Origin of the sequence: Shewanella sp. HL-SH8, assembly GCF_051165765.1 — a bacterium.
GTDB classification, from domain to species: Bacteria; Pseudomonadota; Gammaproteobacteria; order Enterobacterales; family Shewanellaceae; genus Shewanella; species Shewanella glacialimarina.
In genome coordinates, this window is the sequence record NZ_CP195039.1 from 4,278,463 (window position 1) to 4,296,925 (window position 18,463).

Sequence of the window (18,463 nt, forward strand, 5' to 3'; positions counted from 1 at the left end):
TTGTTGAGTTATAATATTAAACTTTCTTAACCGTATTGTGAGAACAGCAAAACTATGAGTACTCTTGGAAATCTTTTTATTGTGTCAGCCCCTAGCGGTGCAGGAAAATCGTCTCTTATCTCCGCACTTTTAAAAGATAATCCCAGTGATATGCAAGTATCTGTATCTCATACCACTCGCCAACCACGACCAGGTGAAGTTAACGGTCAACACTATCATTTTGTTACAGTTGAACAATTTAAAGCGTTAATCGCTGAAAATGCCTTTTTTGAATGGGCTGAAGTATTTGGTAATTACTACGGCACGTCACGCACTGTTATCGAACAAACCTTAGCCAAAGGTGTAGATGTTTTTTTAGATATAGACTGGCAAGGTGGCGAGCAAGTTAAAAAGCTCATGCCTGAAGCCGTTGGGGTATTTATTTTACCGCCATCAAAAACCGAACTTGCACGCCGTTTAACCGGTCGAGGCCAGGATAGTCAAGAGGTTATTGATAGTCGTATGGCTCAAGCTGTCTCAGAAATGTCACACTATACTCAATATGATTTTGTGATCATTAATGATAATTTCGACACTGCATTGGACAATTTAAAAGCCATCATTAGCAGTCAAAGATTAACCTGTGCTAGTCAGAGACACACTCACAATGATATGCTTGTCGATCTATTGGCAAACTAATTGTCTTAGTGTACAATTTTGCGTCATTTTTTCCCCATAGATAACACTGGAGTTTCCACACATGGCTCGCGTAACTGTAGAAGACGCTGTAAATAAAATCGGCAACCGTTTTGATATGATCCTGGTTGCAGCGCGTCGTGCACGCCAAATCGCTGTGCAAGGTAAAGATCCAATGGTTGAAGAGATGAATGATAAGCCAACGGTTATCGCTTTACGCGAAATCGAATTAGGTTTAGTCACCTCTAATACTTTAGATGCTGATGAGCGTCAAACTGTCCGTGAACGCGAAGCTGCTGAAATAGCTGCTGTTGCCGCCATTGCGGAAGGTCGTGTAATTTAAGGAGTAGCGCCACTTGTATCTGTTTGAAGGTCTCAAAGAATCAGCTTCCGCTTATTTAGAGCCGGAGCAAGTAGAATTACTCAAGCAGGCCTATTTGGTCGCGCGCGATGCCCATGAAGGGCAAATGCGCACAAGTGGCGAACCTTACATTACCCATCCGGTTGCGGTTGCTCGCATCCTGGCAGACATGCGTCTTGATTATGAGACGTTAATGGCTGCCCTACTTCATGACACCATCGAAGACACCCCTGTCACCAAAGAAGAACTTGCTGAGTTATTTGGTGTTGATGTGGCGGAATTAGTCGAAGGTGTATCAAAGCTAGATAAGATCAAATTTCGCGATAAGAAAGAAGCACAAGCTGAAAACTTTCGTAAAATGATGATGGCCATGACCCAAGATATTCGGGTTATTCTTATCAAACTGGCTGACCGAACCCATAACATGCGCACCTTAGGCGCGCTGCGTCCTGATAAACGTCGTCGCATTGCCCGCGAAACCCTTGAAATATACGCACCTATCGCCAACCGTCTTGGTATTCATAATATCAAAATAGAGTTAGAGGATTTAGGCTTTCAAGCCTATTACCCAATGCGATATCGAGTGATCAAAGAAGTGGTTAAATCTGCACGAGGTAATCGTAAGGAATTAATCATTGGTATCGAAGGTGCCATTGAAACGCGATTAGAAGATGCTGGTATAGCAGGCAAGGTCAAAGGCCGAGAAAAAAATCTTTACTCCATTTACCGTAAAATGTGCAACAAAGAGCTGCAATTTGAAGAAGTAATGGACATTTATGCCTTCAGAGTCATCGTTGACAGCATTGACACCTGTTATAGAGTTCTCGGCGCCATGCATGGATTATACAAACCCCATCCAGGCCGCTTTAAAGATTATATCGCCATACCTAAAGCCAATGGTTATCAATCATTGCACACCTCGTTATTTGGACCCCATGCAGTGCCAGTTGAAGTGCAAATACGCACCGAAGAAATGGACCAAATGGCTGATAAAGGGGTTGCCGCTCATTGGATGTATAAAAACAAAACCGATGCTAGCCAGCAAAATACCACCCAAGTCAGAGCACGTAAATGGATGCAAAGTTTGCTTGAATTACAGCAAAGTGCGTCAAGCTCATTCGAATTTGTTGAAAACGTTAAAACCGAACTCTTCCCTGACGAAATTTATGTATTCACTCCTGAAGGCCGTATTTTAGAGTTGCCGGTTAATTCCACCGCTGTCGACTTCGCCTATGAAGTGCATACCGATGTGGGTAATACTTGCGTGGGCGCAAAAGTGAATCGCCAAGCTTACCCACTAAGCCAACCGCTAATTTCAGGCCAAACGGTTGAAATTATTACAGCAAAAGGTGCACGCCCTAATGCTGCATGGCTTAACTTTGTGGTAACTGGAAAAGCTCGCGGTAAAATTCGTCAAGTATTGAAAAGTTTAAAGGGTGACAATGCCATCACACTTGGACGCCGCTTATTGAATCATGCATTGGGCGAAACTAAGTTTGACAGTATTCCTGCAGATTTGATCGAAAAAGTTATCAAAGAAACCAAACATACTAACTTAGATTCATTGTTAGCCGATATTGGTTTGGGCAATGCGATGAGCATAGTGATAGCACAGCGCTTACTCGGCCAAAAGCTAGATTCCCACAACAATAAAGATGGCCATGCCATGCCAATACGTGGTGCTGAGGGCATGTTAGTTACCTATGCAAATTGTTGTCGCCCAATACCTGGTGATGCGGTTATTGCCCATGTCAGTCCAGGTAAAGGGTTGGTTGTGCACATGGAAAGCTGCGCTAACATCCGTGGTTATCAAGGCGAACCAGACAAGTATATCTCTGTTCATTGGGATAATACTGAAGGGGTTGAATATCATGCTAACTTGCGCGTTGAAATTGTCAATCATCAAGGTGCATTGGCAAAAATCACCTCGATTATTGCTTCAGCAGGATCAAATATTCATAACTTGAGTACCGAAGAGCGCGATGGCCGAGTGTACTTAATTAATTTGCGTATTTCAGTCAATGATCGGGTACATTTAGCCAATGTGATGCGCCGTATCAGAGTGCTTCCAGAAGTACTGCGTACCTCACGCAACAGATAACCCTTATAGAAATCATTATAATAATCAACAAGAGAGCACAAGATGGCTGAAAAAATTATCATTGCTACTGACAAAGCACCGCAGGCGATTGGCACTTATTCTCAGGCTGTAAAGGTCGGCACTACTGTTTATCTATCTGGTCAAATTCCGTTAGATCCTAAAACCATGACCATGGTAAGCGATGAGTTTTCTGCACAGGTTGTGCAAGTATTTGAAAACTTAACCGCAGTATGTGATGCAGCTGGCGGAAAAATGAGTGACATAGTTAAGTTAAATATCTTCTTAACTGACTTGTCACACTTTGCCACAGTGAATGACATTATGAGTCGTTACTTCCAACAGCCTTACCCAGCGCGTGCTGCTATTGGGGTAAAAGAGCTACCAAAAGGCTCATTAGTTGAAATGGACGGCATTATGGAGCTATAAGCTCCGTCATTGACGTCCAATATTACTCAGTATAAAGGGCGCTTATGCGCCCTTTTGTTTACTTGTTGTTAGCTAAAATTTTACCGAATATTTATTATGAGCCCTGAACGTTTCGCCCGTATTAATCAAATGCTAGACAACCGCCAGGTTGATCTCACTTTATGTTTAGATACCGTCCATAAAACCCAAAACATTGCTGCGGTTATTCGCACCGCAGATGCCGTGGGTATACATCAAGTTCATGCGGTATGGCCTGACATTCAAATGCGGGTATCAGGCAATACAGCCTCTGGGAGTCAGCAATGGGTAAAAACCATAGTGCACGACAACATGAGTCAGGCGGCAAAACAATTTAAATCCAAGGGCATGCAAGTACTGGCTACTAACTTTTTCTGACACCACCGTCGACTTTCGCGAAATAGACTACACCAAACCAACGGTGATCATCATGGGCAACGAGCGTGACGGTGTCAGTGATGAAGGGCTAGCGATTGCTAACCAACATATTATTATTCCTATGCTTGGTATGGTGCAATCGCTGAATGTATCGGTCGCTTCTGCATTGATCATGTATGAAGCGCAGCGCCAGCGTGAACAAGCAGGCATGTATGGCACTCGTCATTTAGATGAAGCTTATTGTCAGAAAATGTTGTTCGAGCAAGGCCATCCAGTTTATGCAAAAGCCTGTCGACGTAAAAATATCCCTTATCCGAAAATTGATCAGCAAGGACAAATAGAAGCTAATGCTACCTGGTGGCAAAGAATGCGAGAACCTGATCCGAATGCTGATTTAGTTATTTGATCGTTAAATTTATAAAGTACCATTGCTGCTATCAATTGCCTGCCACAGGCTTTGGCGCAAGCACTTCTGTGACACGCAGCAAGTACATCCCTGTAAGCTCAACGATGGCATCCCTGCCATCGACGGTCACAGCCGCGCTTGCGCCTGATATTCTATCTCTTCGATTTACCCTCACTTGAAGTAATGTTCAAACCGTCATTCCCGAGATCTTTTTTCGGGAATCCAGCCTTTTACTTTTGCTTTTGCTTTTGCTTTTGCTTTTGCTTTTGCTTTTGCTTTTAAGTGTAGCAACCAACAAAGCTAAATCGAAGAAACAAAAATTTCAGGTGCAGATGAGCCAGCTAGTATCCAAAACAGGAATAATTCATGCCATGGCAGTTTAGTTATTTGATCGTTAAATTTATACATTACCATTACTGCAATCAATTGCCTGCCGCAGGCTTTAGCGCAAGCACTTCTGTGACACGCTGCAAGTACGTCCCTGTTAGCTCAACGATGGCATCCCTGCCATCGACGGTCACAGCCGCGCTTGCACCTGATATTCTTTCTCTTCGATTTAGCCTCATTTGTGATAAAGCGCTAAGTGTTTGATGAATGCCTAGATGATTATAATCACTCCGTCTTCCCCGAGATCTTTTATCGGGGATCCAGCTTTTGCTTTTGAGTCTCGTCACCAACAAAGCTAAATCGAAGAAACAAAAATTTCAGGTGCTGATGAGCCAGCGAGTATCCAAAACAAGGCGAAGTTTCATGGTGTGAAACGTTTTGAGCGAGAGGCATGGATGCCGAACTGGTAGTTTAACAAGGATGTTATTGGTTTTAGTTAAGCCCACATGGATGCTTCTTTATAAATCAACAGCCGGCGTCTCGCTGGATTATCTGCACATAAACCTGCGGCAGGCAATTAGTTAGATTGAAGTATTGGACTGATATTGGGTTATAAAACCACTAAAGTAAAACGTTAGCCCAATTTTAACTGGCGTCACATAATAATGAATGTCACAGTTATTAATAGGCTGGTTTTGATGAAAAGCGAAACCTTAGGATAGCAAACTGAATTGATACAAATAAACAATTCAAGTAACAAGGAATAATATTGGATACTTTTACGTTCGACGAGCTGTCTCTAAATTTTGGTTTACCTGAAAACTTCTTTTTAAAATTAAAAGAGGAGGATGATTGGTCCTTTATCATAAAACTACATGCACTTTTCGAGGGAGTTTCTAGCCATTTACTGAGTTACCATTTTCAAGACTCTAGGCTAGAAAGTATTTTTTCACAACTTGAAATGAGTGGGAAGTCTACTGGAAAACTCGCGTTTCTAACCTCTCTTGAGCTTATTAATAAGGACAACAAAAAGTTCATCCTGAAACTATCAGAAATTAGAAACTCACTAGTACATGATGTTAGAAATACAACATTTAGCCTATCTGATATGTATTCAAGCCTTGATAAGAATCAACGTAAACAGTTGGCACAAACTTTTAGTCCCTATGAGACTTTTATTAGGGCTTTTCCGTATGATCTCAAAAGCAAAATAGGGTTTACAGAACCTGAACAGAAGCTTGTAACGTTAGATAAGATTTATTCTAGAGCTGAAGCCGATTTTAAATATCATATTTGGATTGGAGCACACAGCGTTTTAATGAGTTTGTTAAATATGTATAGCTATAGCAATTATATGAATTCTTTAAAGAATGACTCTGATGAGTAATTTCACAAACAAAAATGCCAGCATTTCTGCTGGCATTTTTAGTTCAACGATTAACTAGCTCAAGCTTAAACCGCTGATTGGATAATCACGCTGCCGGCTTTCTTAGTATAAGAGTCGATTTGATCGAAGTTCAAATAACGGTAAGTATCAGCTGCTGTTGCATCTAATTCTTTAGCGTAAGTTTGATACTCTTCAACTGAAGGTAGACGACCCAATAACGCGGCTACTGCTGCTAACTCAGCTGATGCTAAGTATACGTTTGCGCCAGTACCTAAACGGTTTGGGAAATTACGCGTAGAAGTTGATACTACTGTAGCACCTTCAGCAACACGTGCTTGGTTACCCATACATAAAGAACAACCAGGGATCTCGATGCGAGCACCAACACGACCGAAGATTGAGTAATAACCTTCTTCGGTTAATTGATCGCGGTCCATCTTAGTTGGTGGTGCAATCCATAAACGTGTTGGCAGTGTTTTAGCAAACTTGTCTAACATCTTACCGGTAGCACGGAAGTGACCGATGTTAGTCATACAAGAACCCACAAACACTTCGTCAATCTTAGTTTGTGCCACGCTTGATAATAATACTGCATCATCAGGATCGTTTGGTGCACAAAGGATTGGCTCTTTGATGTCGTTTAAGTCAATTTCGATAATTTCAGCATATTCTGCGTCTTTATCAGCTTCCATTAACTCTGGGTTAGCAACCCACTCTTGCATAGCAGTAATACGGCGTTCAATAGTACGACGATCGCCATAACCTTCGCTGATCATCCACTTTAACATGATGATGTTAGAGTTAAGATACTCAATGATTGGCTCTTTACCTAGCTTGATAGTACAACCAGCAGCACTTCGCTCAGCTGATGCATCAGATAGTTCAAATGCTTGCTCAACTTTTAAGTGCTCAAGACCTTCGATTTCTAATACACGACCAGAGAAAGCATTAATTTTGCCTTTTTTCTCTACGGTCAATAAGCCAAGTTCAATCGCTTTAAGCGGAATGGCATGGACAAGATCACGTAATGTGATGCCTGGTTGCATTTCACCTTTAAAGCGGACCAAAATTGACTCTGGCATATCAAGAGGCATAACACCCGTTGCTGCAGCAAATGCTACTAGACCAGAACCTGCTGGGAATGAAATACCAATTGGGAAACGTGTATGTGAATCACCACCAGTACCTACGGTATCTGGAAGTAACATACGGTTTAACCACGAGTGAATAACCCCGTCACCTGGACGTAAAGCTACGCCGCCACGGTTCATGATGAAATCAGGTAACGTGTGGTGAGTATCAACGTCAACAGGCTTTGGATAAGCCGCTGTATGACAGAATGACTGCATGGTTAAATCAGCACTGAAACCTAAACAAGCTAAATCTTTTAGTTCATCACGGGTCATTGGGCCTGTAGTGTCTTGCGACCCTACTGAAGTCATTTTAGGTTCACAGTATTGGCCTGGGCGAATACCTTTAACACCACATGCTTTACCGACCATTTTTTGTGCAAGGGTAAAGCCCTTGTTAGTCACAACAACATCTTGCGGACGCACGAATACGTCTGACGCTGGTAACCCTAAGGTTTCACGAGCACGGTCTGTTAAGCCACGACCAATAATTAATGGAATACGGCCACCAGCACGAACTTCGTCTAACAATACGTCTGTTTTTAGTTCGAACGTAGAGATAACTTCGTCAGTACCACCACGCTTAACTTCGCCAGTGTATGGATAAATGTCGATAACATCGCCCATTTCCATTTTATCAACGTTTAGTTCAATCGGTAACGCGCCTGCATCTTCCATAGTGTTGAAGAAAATTGGTGCGATTTTGTTACCTAAACAGAAACCACCAGCACGCTTGTTTGGTACATAAGGGATATCATCGCCCATGAACCATAACACTGAGTTAGTTGCTGATTTACGCGAAGAGCCGGTACCAACAACGCCGCCCACATAAACAAGTGGATGACCTTTGGTTTTAAGCGCTTCGATTTCTTTAATTGGACCCACTTCGCCAGACACATCAGGTACGATACCGTCACGGGCGTTTTTCAACATGGCTAATGCATGTAATGGGATGTCAGGACGTGACCATGCATCGGGTGCTGGTGACAAGTCATCAGTGTTGGTTTCACCCGCCACTTTAAATACCGTCAAGGTCACTTTGTCAGCAAGTTTAGGACGGTTCAAGAACCAATCGGCATTTGCCCAAGCTTCTACAACTTGTTTAGCTGATGCATTACCTGCTTGCATTTTTTCTACCACGTCGTGGTAAGAATCAAACATCAATAAGGTGTTTGATAATGCTTTAACTGATAATGGCGCTAATGCTGGGTTATCTAATTGAGCGATTAACGGCTCAATGTTGTAACCACCTTGCATAGTACCAAGTAACTCTAAGGCACGTTCAGCAGATAATATAGGTGATTTTACAGTGCCTTTTGCCACAGCATCTAAGAATGCCGCTTTCACATAGGCAGCTTCATCAACACCTGGTGGAATACGGTTTTCTAATAAATCGAGAATGACAGCCTCTTCACCAGCTGGCGGGGTCTCAACTAATTTTACTAATTCAGCCACTTGTTGTGCATCTAATGGCTTAGGGACAATACCCTCTGCGGCACGCTCTGCGACGTGTTTACGATATGCTTCTAGCACGGCAACATTCCTCTTTGTTTGACGCCTTACGGCGAAACTCAACGTCAGTTTTAGTCACGCTGAAATTCCACAGGTTCGGGCTTGAAATCCGATCCCCAGTATACTACAGCTTTAAAAAAGTATGAATCTGCTCACACTGTTACTAAGATGAAATCTACGGGATTTTTTGGTACTACAGATAATGTAAAGCCTGATTTAAACAAATAAAATTAGACAATAGTTTGAAATAACAATAAAAATAATAAAATTCAATACGTTAAAATATATCTGTTGATTAAAATCATCTGTAAACAATCTCACACTTTAAAAATAAATATTTTTAATAATTTGTATTTTTAATGAACTCATTTAGGGAAAACGTTACGCTAATGGTTCTTTCTGACCAATATTGAGTTTTTTATGGCAAATGTGGATATCAAAGCGATCATTTTTGACATGGATGGTGTGCTTATCGATTCCGAACCCGCATGGCAACAAGCTGAAATGGCTATTTTGAACGCGCTCGGATTATCGTTAACCTTAGAAGATGTCGAAAGTACCACCGGGTTCCGCATCGATCAAGTGGTGCGTTATTGGTACCAACGCTACCCTTGGGACAACTATGATAATGCCAAAACGGCTAATGCTATCGTTGAAGAAGTGGTCAATATTATCCGCCAACAGGGTCAAGTTATGGACGGCATTATTGACACTCTTAGCTTTTGTCAGCAGCAAGGGCTAAAAATAGGCCCTAGCAACCTCTTCCCCAAGCCTTATCATTGATGCTGTGCTTGATAAGCTTGGTATTCGGCATTATTTTGAAGCCATTACCTCAGCGGAGTTTTTAGCCAGAGGAAAACCCCATCCTGAAGTATATTTGAATTGTGCTACAGCGCTGAACATTGATGCAGAAAACTGCCTAGCAATAGAGGATTCATTTAATGGCTTAGTTGCTGCAAGAGCCGCGTCGATGCAAACGATTGCTATTCCTGCGCCACAGTTGGCAACACAAGCTAAATGGATTGTTGGTCATCATCAAGTGGCTGATGCTCACGCTATCATCGACATACTTAAACAACACTATCGATAGGTGTATCTCACTAAAACAATCAAGGCAGCTGATGCTGCCTTGATTGAATAATGAGTTTAGAAGTTCTTACCAATGAATAAGTAAAACGCTCTGTCGCCTGTATCACTGTAACCAAAACCTAATGCTGCAGGTCCCCAGGAAGTATCTGTCCCTAAGTACAGACTGCCTGAAAAAATAAGGTCTTTAATATCAACATCCTCACGTAAATACCAGACGTTACCTGCCTCAAAACTAGTGCCTAAATATAAGGGGATATCGGTAATTAATACATCTCGGCCTAAATCATACTGGTAAATGACGGCACCAAAAACTTTATGCGCACCGGCAAGCGCACTTTTATGAAAGCCTGATAAATTTAAAAAACCGCCTAAGTTACTTAAGTGAATAGAAAAGTCGCCGTCACTTTCAACCGTAGATAAAGCCATCTTGCCCACTACCGCATGGTGACCTAAATTAAGTGCGCCTTTCCAATCAGCTTCAACTTGCAAAGTTCTATCACTGGCATCAGCAAAACTTCGCGACGAATAGCTTTCATTGCGATAGTAGCTCGCTAACGTAAAACGATTACCCTCTGTTGGGAAGCTAATACTGTTTAACGTGTCATAGGCTATTTTCAGATAAGCACCATAGGTGTCATAATCAAATTTCCCCGAGAGCACAGCGTTATTAGTAATATTGCCTAATTCACCAATTAAACCTAACTCGATAATACCCGAGGAAGAATAGTTATAGCCAAGGCCCGTTGTCAGGGTCGACACGTTGTTGTCTAATTTATAAATTAGCTGATTTTCATCATAAAGATCCCAGCTTTTCATCTCATATTGGTATCGAGCGATAGCATAGGTATCTTGATCTCTATCAAGTGGCTGATAAAACTCAGTCGCTACACGCTTTTGAAAACCAAGTTCTAATTCATTGCGCCACTCACCACCATTGTCAGTTAAATCAGTCATCGCAAAAGCTAAGTTTAATGTCACTGCCGAATCTAAGGTGAAATCATCTTCCCAATTAAAACCAGCATCAAAATAATTAGGTCCCCAAGATTTCGCTTTAGATTTCACCGTCAGAATACGTCCTAGCTCAGTATCATTAAATTCGATATCTACACTTTCAAATCGGTTTAATGAGTAAACACGTTTAACCGCTGCTTCTAACTCTTCTTTGGTAATAACCTGCCCCGGCTTTATCTGCAGACTATCGTGGATTAATTTATCATTCACTTTAGATTCATTATTTAACACAATTTGATAAATCGGTTGTTTAATTGGGTTATTCCAGCGTAACCGCTTTTGTTGTTTCGCATCAACATAGGCTTGGTACTCTTCGTCAGAAATAGACAGCTTAATCAGTTGGTCATATTTCAGCTGTGCAGCCTGCTCACCTATCACTAATGCTTGGGGCATAATCGAAAAGTCTGTGGTGCTGAGATTATCAATCCAAGGTCTGATTAGAATATCGTTTTCTTTAAGCAGTTGCTTTTGACGCGCGGTACTGGCTTGGGTCAAGATGGTTGATAATTGCTCAAGCACTGCAATAGTACTGTTTAGCTGACTTTGTTGAGTTAAAGGTGAGCCTATATCAACCGCAATAATGATGTCAGCCCCCATGCCTTGAACTACATCAATAGGCATATTATTAGCAATACCACCGTCGACTAATAGCATGCCGTCAATATTAGCCGGCTGCAGTGCACCTGGCACAGTCGCAGATGCTTGCATAGCTTTAGAAATACTACCGCGATCTATCACAACAGCTTCACTGGTGGCTAAATTGGTCGCTACCGCACGAAAAGGAATAGCCAGGTCATCAAAGTCACCAAATTGCTCAACTAAATCAGTTGAGTGTCGTAACAACTGCGACATAGTTTGGCCTTGCAATAGTCCTGAAGGTGAGGTGATCTCGCCGTTGTTAAATCCTACACTGAGTGGGATATTATATTTATCTCGTAATTGTTTATTGCGATAAGATAAGTTTTCTCTAGGAATAGTGTCTGAATAGCCCGTATCCCAGGCACCTCCCAACATAATAGATTCAATTTCATTAGCACTAAAACCTAACGCGTACATGCCCGCAATATACGCACCAATACTGGTACCAGCGATATAATCAACAGGAATATTGTTCGCTTCCAGCACTTGCAGTACGCCAATGTGAGCTGCGCCTTTGGCGCCGCCACCACTGAGCACTAGGCCAATGGTTGGTCGTTCTTTAAATACTGGCGGTTTATCTGCTGCAGCATGTACATAGCCGGAAAATAGCAGCGTTATAGTGACAGCGCTAATAAATCGAACAGGTAGTATTGACCTAAAAATGACCAACTTAGTTATCCCAAATACAATTAAAATCGATCATATTCTAGCAAAGAATGGTCAACTCCCCCTAATTCAATTATGAAAAGTGATGGGTTTTTCTTTGGTATCAATCCCCAGAAAAGTATCCAAATCTGATCTTGGCATCGGCTTAGCAAAATAATAACCTTGAATAATGTAACACCCACGGCTAAATACTTGCTCTAATTGATCCTTAGTTTCAATTCCTTCAGCAACGACTTGTAATTTAAGGTTGCGTGCTAATTCAATAATACTCGATACAATCGCTTGATCAGCTTGATTTTCAGCAATATGAATTAAGAAGGAACGGTCAATTTTAAGTGTATTAACTTCGAACGATCGTAAATAGGCCAGTGATGAATATCCGGTACCAAAGTCATCAATCGCCACTTGTATACCCAAAGCTTTTAATTGAGATAAATGTTGAGTAGCAACATGTATCTCTTTCATTAATACCCCTTCTGTAATTTCAAGGCATAAACATTTTGGTGGAAAACCGGTTTCTGCTAGTGCCCATTTAACAGAATCAATAAACCCACTTTGCCTAAACTGCACCGCAGAAACATTGACTGATAGTTTAAATTCTTGACCATAATGTTGATACCAACGGGCTCCATCAAGGCAGGCTTGTTTGAGCACCCAGGTATCAATATCAATAATTAATCCACAAGATTCCGCCACTTGAATAAAAACATCAGGACGAACATAACCATCAATAGGGTGCTTCCAACGAATTAATGCCTCCATACCGATACAGCGGTCATCGTGCAGAATGTCAATCTGAGGTTGATAATGTAACTCAAACTCATCTCGTTCAATGGCTTTACGTAAATCAGACTCTAAACGTAAATGATATAGGGCTTCAGAATTTCTCTCAGCTGAATAATATTGAAAATTTCCCCTACCTTCATCTTTAGCGTGATACATGGCTAAGTCAGCATTTTTAATCAACGCCTCTGAATCTTGGCAATCCTCAGGCCAGCAACTTATGCCTATACTGGTAGAAATAAAAAATTCACGTCCGTATAATTTAAACGGCTTTTGAATTTCTATTAACAACTGGCTAGCAAGATGATTAATTTGATCAATATCATCAGCATTGCGCAGTAAAATAACAAACTCATCACCGCCAAAACGACATAACAAATGATCTGCGTGCAAACAAGATTGCAGGCGGTTTGCAGCCTCAACCAATAGTGCATCACCCATACTATGGCCAAAGGAATCATTAACCGATTTAAAGCGATCTAAGTCTAAAAACATTAATGCTAACTTTTCCTCACTACTTTCTGCATTCTCAATTACATGATTGAGTAAGGAAACAAATTGACTACGATTAGCAAGACCCGTCAGCGGATCGTTATTGGCTAAGTGCTGTAATTTAAGTTCATTTTGTTTTCGCTCGCTCATGTCAGAGAAAACGACCACATAATGCTGGGTAGCTCCAGTAGAATTAAGCATTTTGGAGATATTTAACCACACTGGACACGTTCGGTTATCTGCACACAATAGCTCGCGCTCACCACTCCAAAAATTATCTTTGCTAAACAACTTATCAATATTTAAAGTTACTGGGTTGGACAATATTAAGCTAGAAAATGGCTTACCGACTAAGTCTGGCTCCTTGATATCCAACATTTGATTTGCCGCAAGATTACTAATTTTAACGCATTTATCGGCATCAAGAATAAGCATACCTTCTGATGTATTCTCAAAGGCTTCAGCTAATAGGTTCACTTCACTTTCTAATTCACGCTGCAAGGTAATATCTGAATAAATACCTGCTGCACGACTTAACCTTCCGTTAGTTAACCAGGCTATAGCGCGACCTTTCACCCTTAACCACCGCCACCCCTTCGACTCATGACGATAACGAAAATCCACATCTATCATCTCTGCCCTGGACTTAATCAACTCAAGCCATGCCTCAGTCACACGGTCAACATCATCTGGATGGATAGGAATATCGACAAGTTTGGAAAAAATCTTCGGCTTATCACCGAGCAAACCACCCCGATTCTCTAAGGAAAACATTTTGCTACTGTCGCACCAATCCCACAAATCGGAGTCACTGCCACGAAGTGCTTGAGACAATCGATCATCACTTTCAATTAATGCCTGGTTCACTTTTTTAAAACGCATCACCTGACGATGACGATAAAAAGATAAAATAAAGGCTAAAAATAGAATAATAAAAAGCAACACGCCTCTAAAAATCTTAGATTGCCACCAATACTCTTCTACTTTAAAACTAAATTGAAATGGATGAGGTGACCATATATTGTTCTTTTTATAATGCAGCTCAAGAGTATATTTTCCGGCACTTAAACCGCTTACATTGATTTGATATTGACCTTCTAACAAAACAAAGCTAGACGCTTTTTCTCCATTCTCTAGTAATCGGTATTTTAAGCTCATGGGACTTTCATCAAGGTAGTCCAAATTTGATATTTGAAAACTAACTAAACTTGCTCCTGGCTCGGCGGTTTTGAGCATTTCAGGTAATAATAACAAGTCCGTTCTATCATCGTAATAAATTGAAACCGATTCAAGAAAAACATCTTTATTTACAATGCGATTAACTAATAAATCAGGCGCTATTAGCATAGCGCCATCAGGAGTACCTACATATAAACCAACGTTAGGCTGAAAAAGCACAGCTCCCTCATTTAGCTCATCCGAAATAAAACCATCATGTTGCGTAAATGAAACTGGAAATTGTGTCTGTTTGTTAACTTTAATAATTGCCCTTGAACAACCAATTAAGAAGTCGTCTATGGTTTGATTCAGAAACATCACTACGTTACATTCAATATTCCATTTATCATTAAAGTTAGTCATCTGCGCTGTAGCAATATTATATTCAAATACGCCATTTTGCGCGGTGCCAATCCATAATATATTAGGACTAACTTCCATCAAATGAGTAATATTAGGTTGCATATCCAAGGGTAAAAATGCATCTTTAATTGCGGTAAACGTGAGGTTTTCATCTAAATAACCAAATATATCCCTGCCCCCTAGCCATAACCTATTACTAGCATCCCGGATCATAGTTCGAAATAGAACCTGAGCCTTAGGTGCTTGTAAATCCTCAACTGGCACGGCTTGAATATCTGTAGAACCCTCTTGCCAAACATAAAGTCCTTGATTAGTAGCAAACCATATACGTCCGAGCATTAAAGGGTCAAAGTAACTCATGTAAATAACACTCTGCCTTAAAGACTCTATCCCGCCACTCCATTGATGAAACTCTTGGGCTATATAAGTCTGCTTATCAACAACAAACAAACCATTTGTAGTTGATAACAACACATGATCAGTATCAAGGTTCGATATTTGATAAATACTATCATTTAGTTCAATATTATCCGGTTGCACACGAATAGCGTTTTTAGTAACAGTATCAACTACCTCTACCCCACCATCAGTCCCTAACCAAACAGTATTCCCCTGTTGATATATTGACCATACCATGTCATTTTTAAGTTGGTATTTTGACTTCGTATTAAACTCGTCAATAATAAAAGCAGGAGGAGTAGCAGCTAAAGCAAGGCCATCCCCTGCGCCACCAATCCAGATAAGATTATTGTTATCAATTGCCAGCACTTGGATATAATCAATATTGGCAAGTTTTTTTAATGATTGGTCATAATGAATAGTTTCATCCGTATCCGCATTCCACGATATTAATCCAGAACGGCTACCAAGCCAGAGTAGACCTTTATTGTCTTGCACAATTTTTTCAATGAAAAAAGATTTTCCATCAACAGGTAGAATCGATTTTTGTACTAAATCAATATTAAACAATCCCTTAGAACTCACAAGCCATATGCGTTGCTGAGAGTCTTGAATTAATCCCTTTATCGATCCACGCTTCCGGTTCCACCCCAAGTCAAACACCTCACCATTTGCAAGATGCCACTCAGCCTTATGGGATGTGGTATAAATACTCTCTTGGCTATTCAACACCAGTTGATGATGCCAATTAACATTAGGCGCTAACGACCCTTTTGGATCAAGTAACAAAGCCATAGTCGCTACATCAAATAAGTAACGCTGACCGTCAAAGGCAAGTATTTCAAACTGATTACGTTGATTTTTTACAATAGAAGCAATGCTGAGGTTAGTTTTACTTTGTGACTCACCGGGAGCAGAGGGTTGATATAGTTGGGTAAACTGATTTTCACTGGCATGATATAAATAGAGTTCACTGCGCGAAGCAAGTAATACATATTCATCCGCAACAGACTCTACCTGAAATAACATCACATCATTCAGTACCGAGTCATTACCTACCTTATCCATGCGCCTGATGGAGTTACTACTAACACGGTACAATCCCTGATCAGTAGCAAGCCATGTGTATCCATAACGATCAAAACTAATGTCACGGACACTACTATTCGCTAAACCATCTTTAGTATTAAATACACGCTGAACAAAGTCATCCCCCTTAACAGGTGTAACTGATACCAGCATAACTGCGATAGTTATTAGAAGAGTGTAAAGACTATACATTTAAGGTGAGAGCTCCAAACCAATCTAATCTCGTTGCTAATGACAGACAACGAACTGACTTTCATACCTATTTGGTTTAGAAATCCATTCCGATACCAAAACCATTTATATAAAATAACACCACATACAGAAAATACTGTAAAAACAGCAAAAAAAAGCAATTTAACTATTTTATAGAAATTTATCATTTGTGTTTAAATCAAATAAAAAGACTATTTTGTTAGCTTTTATATCATGAACTGAGGGAGGTTATTGACCAATACACTTAAATAAACATAACAGTATTACCTGAGTGTAGACTAAAAAAAAGCACCCAACTGGGTGCCTTATGTAAATCCGACTAAATGAATTACTTCTTTTTAACCGCTTTTGGGTTAGGTAAGTCAGTAATTGAACCTTCATAGATTTCAGCAGCAAGACCCACTGATTCATGTAAGGTTGGGTGAGCATGAATCGTTAATGCTAAATCTTCAGCATCACAACCCATTTCAATAGCTAGGCCAATTTCACCTAATAACTCACCACCGTTAACACCCACAATAGCACCACCGATAACACGATGAGTCTCTTTGTCGAAAATTAACTTAGTCATACCTTCACTGCAATCTGAAGCGATTGCACGGCCACTTGCAGCCCAAGGGAAAGTCGCAGTCTCATAAGCAATACCTTGCTCTTTTGCTTCTTTCTCAGTTAAACCAACCCAAGCGACTTCCGGATTGGTATACGCTATTGAAGGAATAACTTTCGGGTCGAAGAAGTGCTTAAGACCAGAAATAACTTCAGCAGCAACATGACCTTCATGCACACCTTTATGCGCTAACATTGGTTGACCAACAATATCACCAATAGCAAAGATGTGTGGCACGTTGGTGCGCAGTTGTTTATCAACATTGATAAAGCCACGCTCATCAACATTAACACCGGCTTTTTCTGCAGCCAGTGATTTACCATTTGGTGCACGGCCAATAGCCACTAACACAGCATCATAACGCACTGGTTCTGTAGGGGCTTTTTTGCCTTCCATTGTCACATAGATACCATCATCTTTTGCTTCAACAGCAGTCACTTTGGTTTCAAGAATTAGATTAACCTTCTTCTTAATTTGCTTAGTGAACACGCGAACAATGTCTTTGTCAGCCGCAGGAATGACTTGGTCGAACATTTCAACCACATCAATTTCACTGCCTAGTGCCTCGTAAACCGTACCCATTTCTAGGCCAATAATACCGCCGCCCATAACAAGCAGTTTACCTGGTACTTCTTTCAATTCTAATGCATCAGTCGAATCCCAAATACGTGGGTCGTCATGAGGAATGAAAGGCAATTTAATTGGGCGCGAACCCGCTGCAATAATGGCGTGTTCAAACTGAACCACTTTAACGCTACCATCTTCAGCTTTAACTTCTAAAGTGTTTGGGCCGGTAAACGTACCAAAGCCATTAACCACATCAACTTTACGCATCTTAGACATTCCGCCTAAACCGCCTGTTAATTGGCCAATCACTTTCTCTTTAAAGCTACGTAATTTGTCTAAGTCGATTTTTGGCTCACCAAAAACAACACCGTGATCAGCAACCATTTTGGCTTCTTCAATCACTTTTGCTACGTGTAATAATGCTTTAGATGGAATACAGCCCACGTTTAAACACACACCACCTAAGGTGTTGAAGCGTTCAACGATAATAGTATCTAAACCTAAATCTGCTGCGCGAAAAGCCGCAGAATAACCTGCAGGACCAGCACCTAATACAACTACCTGAGTTTTAATTTCGTTACTCATGTTTTCCTCTATTCTTTTGCT

General features: G+C 40.8%; 9 protein-coding genes and 2 pseudogenes. 7 read left to right on the forward strand and 4 right to left on the reverse strand.

Features of this window, described 5'->3' with window-relative positions; all coding sequences use genetic code 11:
* Nucleotides 1-54 precede the first annotated feature (54 nt).
* The 6 genes and pseudogenes from gmk to ACRWQN_RS18930 all read left to right on the forward strand — a co-directional run bounded on the left by gmk (nt 55) and on the right by ACRWQN_RS18930 (nt 6,079).
* On the forward strand, nt 55-678 hold the full coding sequence (gene gmk / locus ACRWQN_RS18905; protein ID WP_226412804.1) for a guanylate kinase: 624 nt from the start codon (nt 55-57) through the stop codon (nt 676-678).
* A gap of 61 nt (nt 679-739) precedes the next feature.
* Nucleotides 740-1,018: a DNA-directed RNA polymerase subunit omega gene (gene rpoZ / locus ACRWQN_RS18910; RefSeq protein WP_188735731.1), complete on the forward strand. Its 279-nt coding sequence runs from the start codon at nt 740-742 to the stop codon at nt 1,016-1,018.
* Nucleotides 1,019-1,031: 13 nt separating this feature from the next.
* A complete protein-coding gene (gene spoT / locus ACRWQN_RS18915) occupies nt 1,032-3,137 on the forward strand; it encodes a bifunctional GTP diphosphokinase/guanosine-3',5'-bis pyrophosphate 3'-pyrophosphohydrolase (RefSeq protein ID WP_434939329.1) in 2,106 nt (701 codons plus the stop codon).
* A gap of 42 nt (nt 3,138-3,179) precedes the next feature.
* The gene (locus ACRWQN_RS18920; RefSeq protein WP_226412795.1) at nt 3,180-3,563 is read left to right on the forward strand and encodes a RidA family protein; all 384 of its coding nucleotides are present in this window, start codon (nt 3,180-3,182) and stop codon (nt 3,561-3,563) included.
* Nucleotides 3,564-3,659: 96 nt separating this feature from the next.
* Nucleotides 3,660-4,365: pseudogene (gene trmH, locus ACRWQN_RS18925) on the forward strand (tRNA (guanosine(18)-2'-O)-methyltransferase TrmH).
* Nucleotides 4,366-5,461: 1,096 nt separating this feature from the next.
* On the forward strand, nt 5,462-6,079 hold the full coding sequence (locus tag ACRWQN_RS18930; RefSeq protein WP_434939330.1) for a hypothetical protein: 618 nt from the start codon (nt 5,462-5,464) through the stop codon (nt 6,077-6,079).
* 65 nt (nt 6,080-6,144) lie between these two features.
* Here the strand turns inward: ACRWQN_RS18930 and acnB are convergent, their stop codons facing one another.
* Complete coding sequence (acnB, locus tag ACRWQN_RS18935) at nt 6,145-8,742, reverse strand: bifunctional aconitate hydratase 2/2-methylisocitrate dehydratase (RefSeq protein ID WP_434939331.1); 2,598 nt, start codon at nt 8,740-8,742, stop codon at nt 6,145-6,147.
* Nucleotides 8,743-9,141: 399 nt separating this feature from the next.
* Here acnB and hxpB point away from each other — a divergent pair.
* A pseudogene (gene hxpB, locus ACRWQN_RS18940) lies at nt 9,142-9,811 on the forward strand (hexitol phosphatase HxpB).
* Between the two features lie 56 nt (nt 9,812-9,867).
* Here the strand turns inward: hxpB and ACRWQN_RS18945 are convergent.
* The 3 genes from ACRWQN_RS18945 to lpdA form a co-directional block, all read right to left on the reverse strand.
* On the reverse strand, nt 9,868-12,078 hold the full coding sequence (locus ACRWQN_RS18945) for a patatin-like phospholipase family protein (protein ID WP_434940703.1): 2,211 nt from the start codon (nt 12,076-12,078) through the stop codon (nt 9,868-9,870).
* 117 nt (nt 12,079-12,195) lie between these two features.
* Nucleotides 12,196-16,623, reverse strand: coding sequence for an EAL domain-containing protein (locus ACRWQN_RS18950; RefSeq protein ID WP_434939332.1), 4,428 nt, complete (start codon nt 16,621-16,623; stop codon nt 12,196-12,198).
* A 388-nt stretch (nt 16,624-17,011) separates the two neighbouring features.
* Nucleotides 17,012-18,442 (reverse strand): dihydrolipoyl dehydrogenase, encoded by a 1,431-nt coding sequence (gene lpdA / locus ACRWQN_RS18955; protein WP_434939333.1) that lies wholly within the window; start codon nt 18,440-18,442, stop codon nt 17,012-17,014.
* Nucleotides 18,443-18,463: the final 21 nt, after the last annotated feature.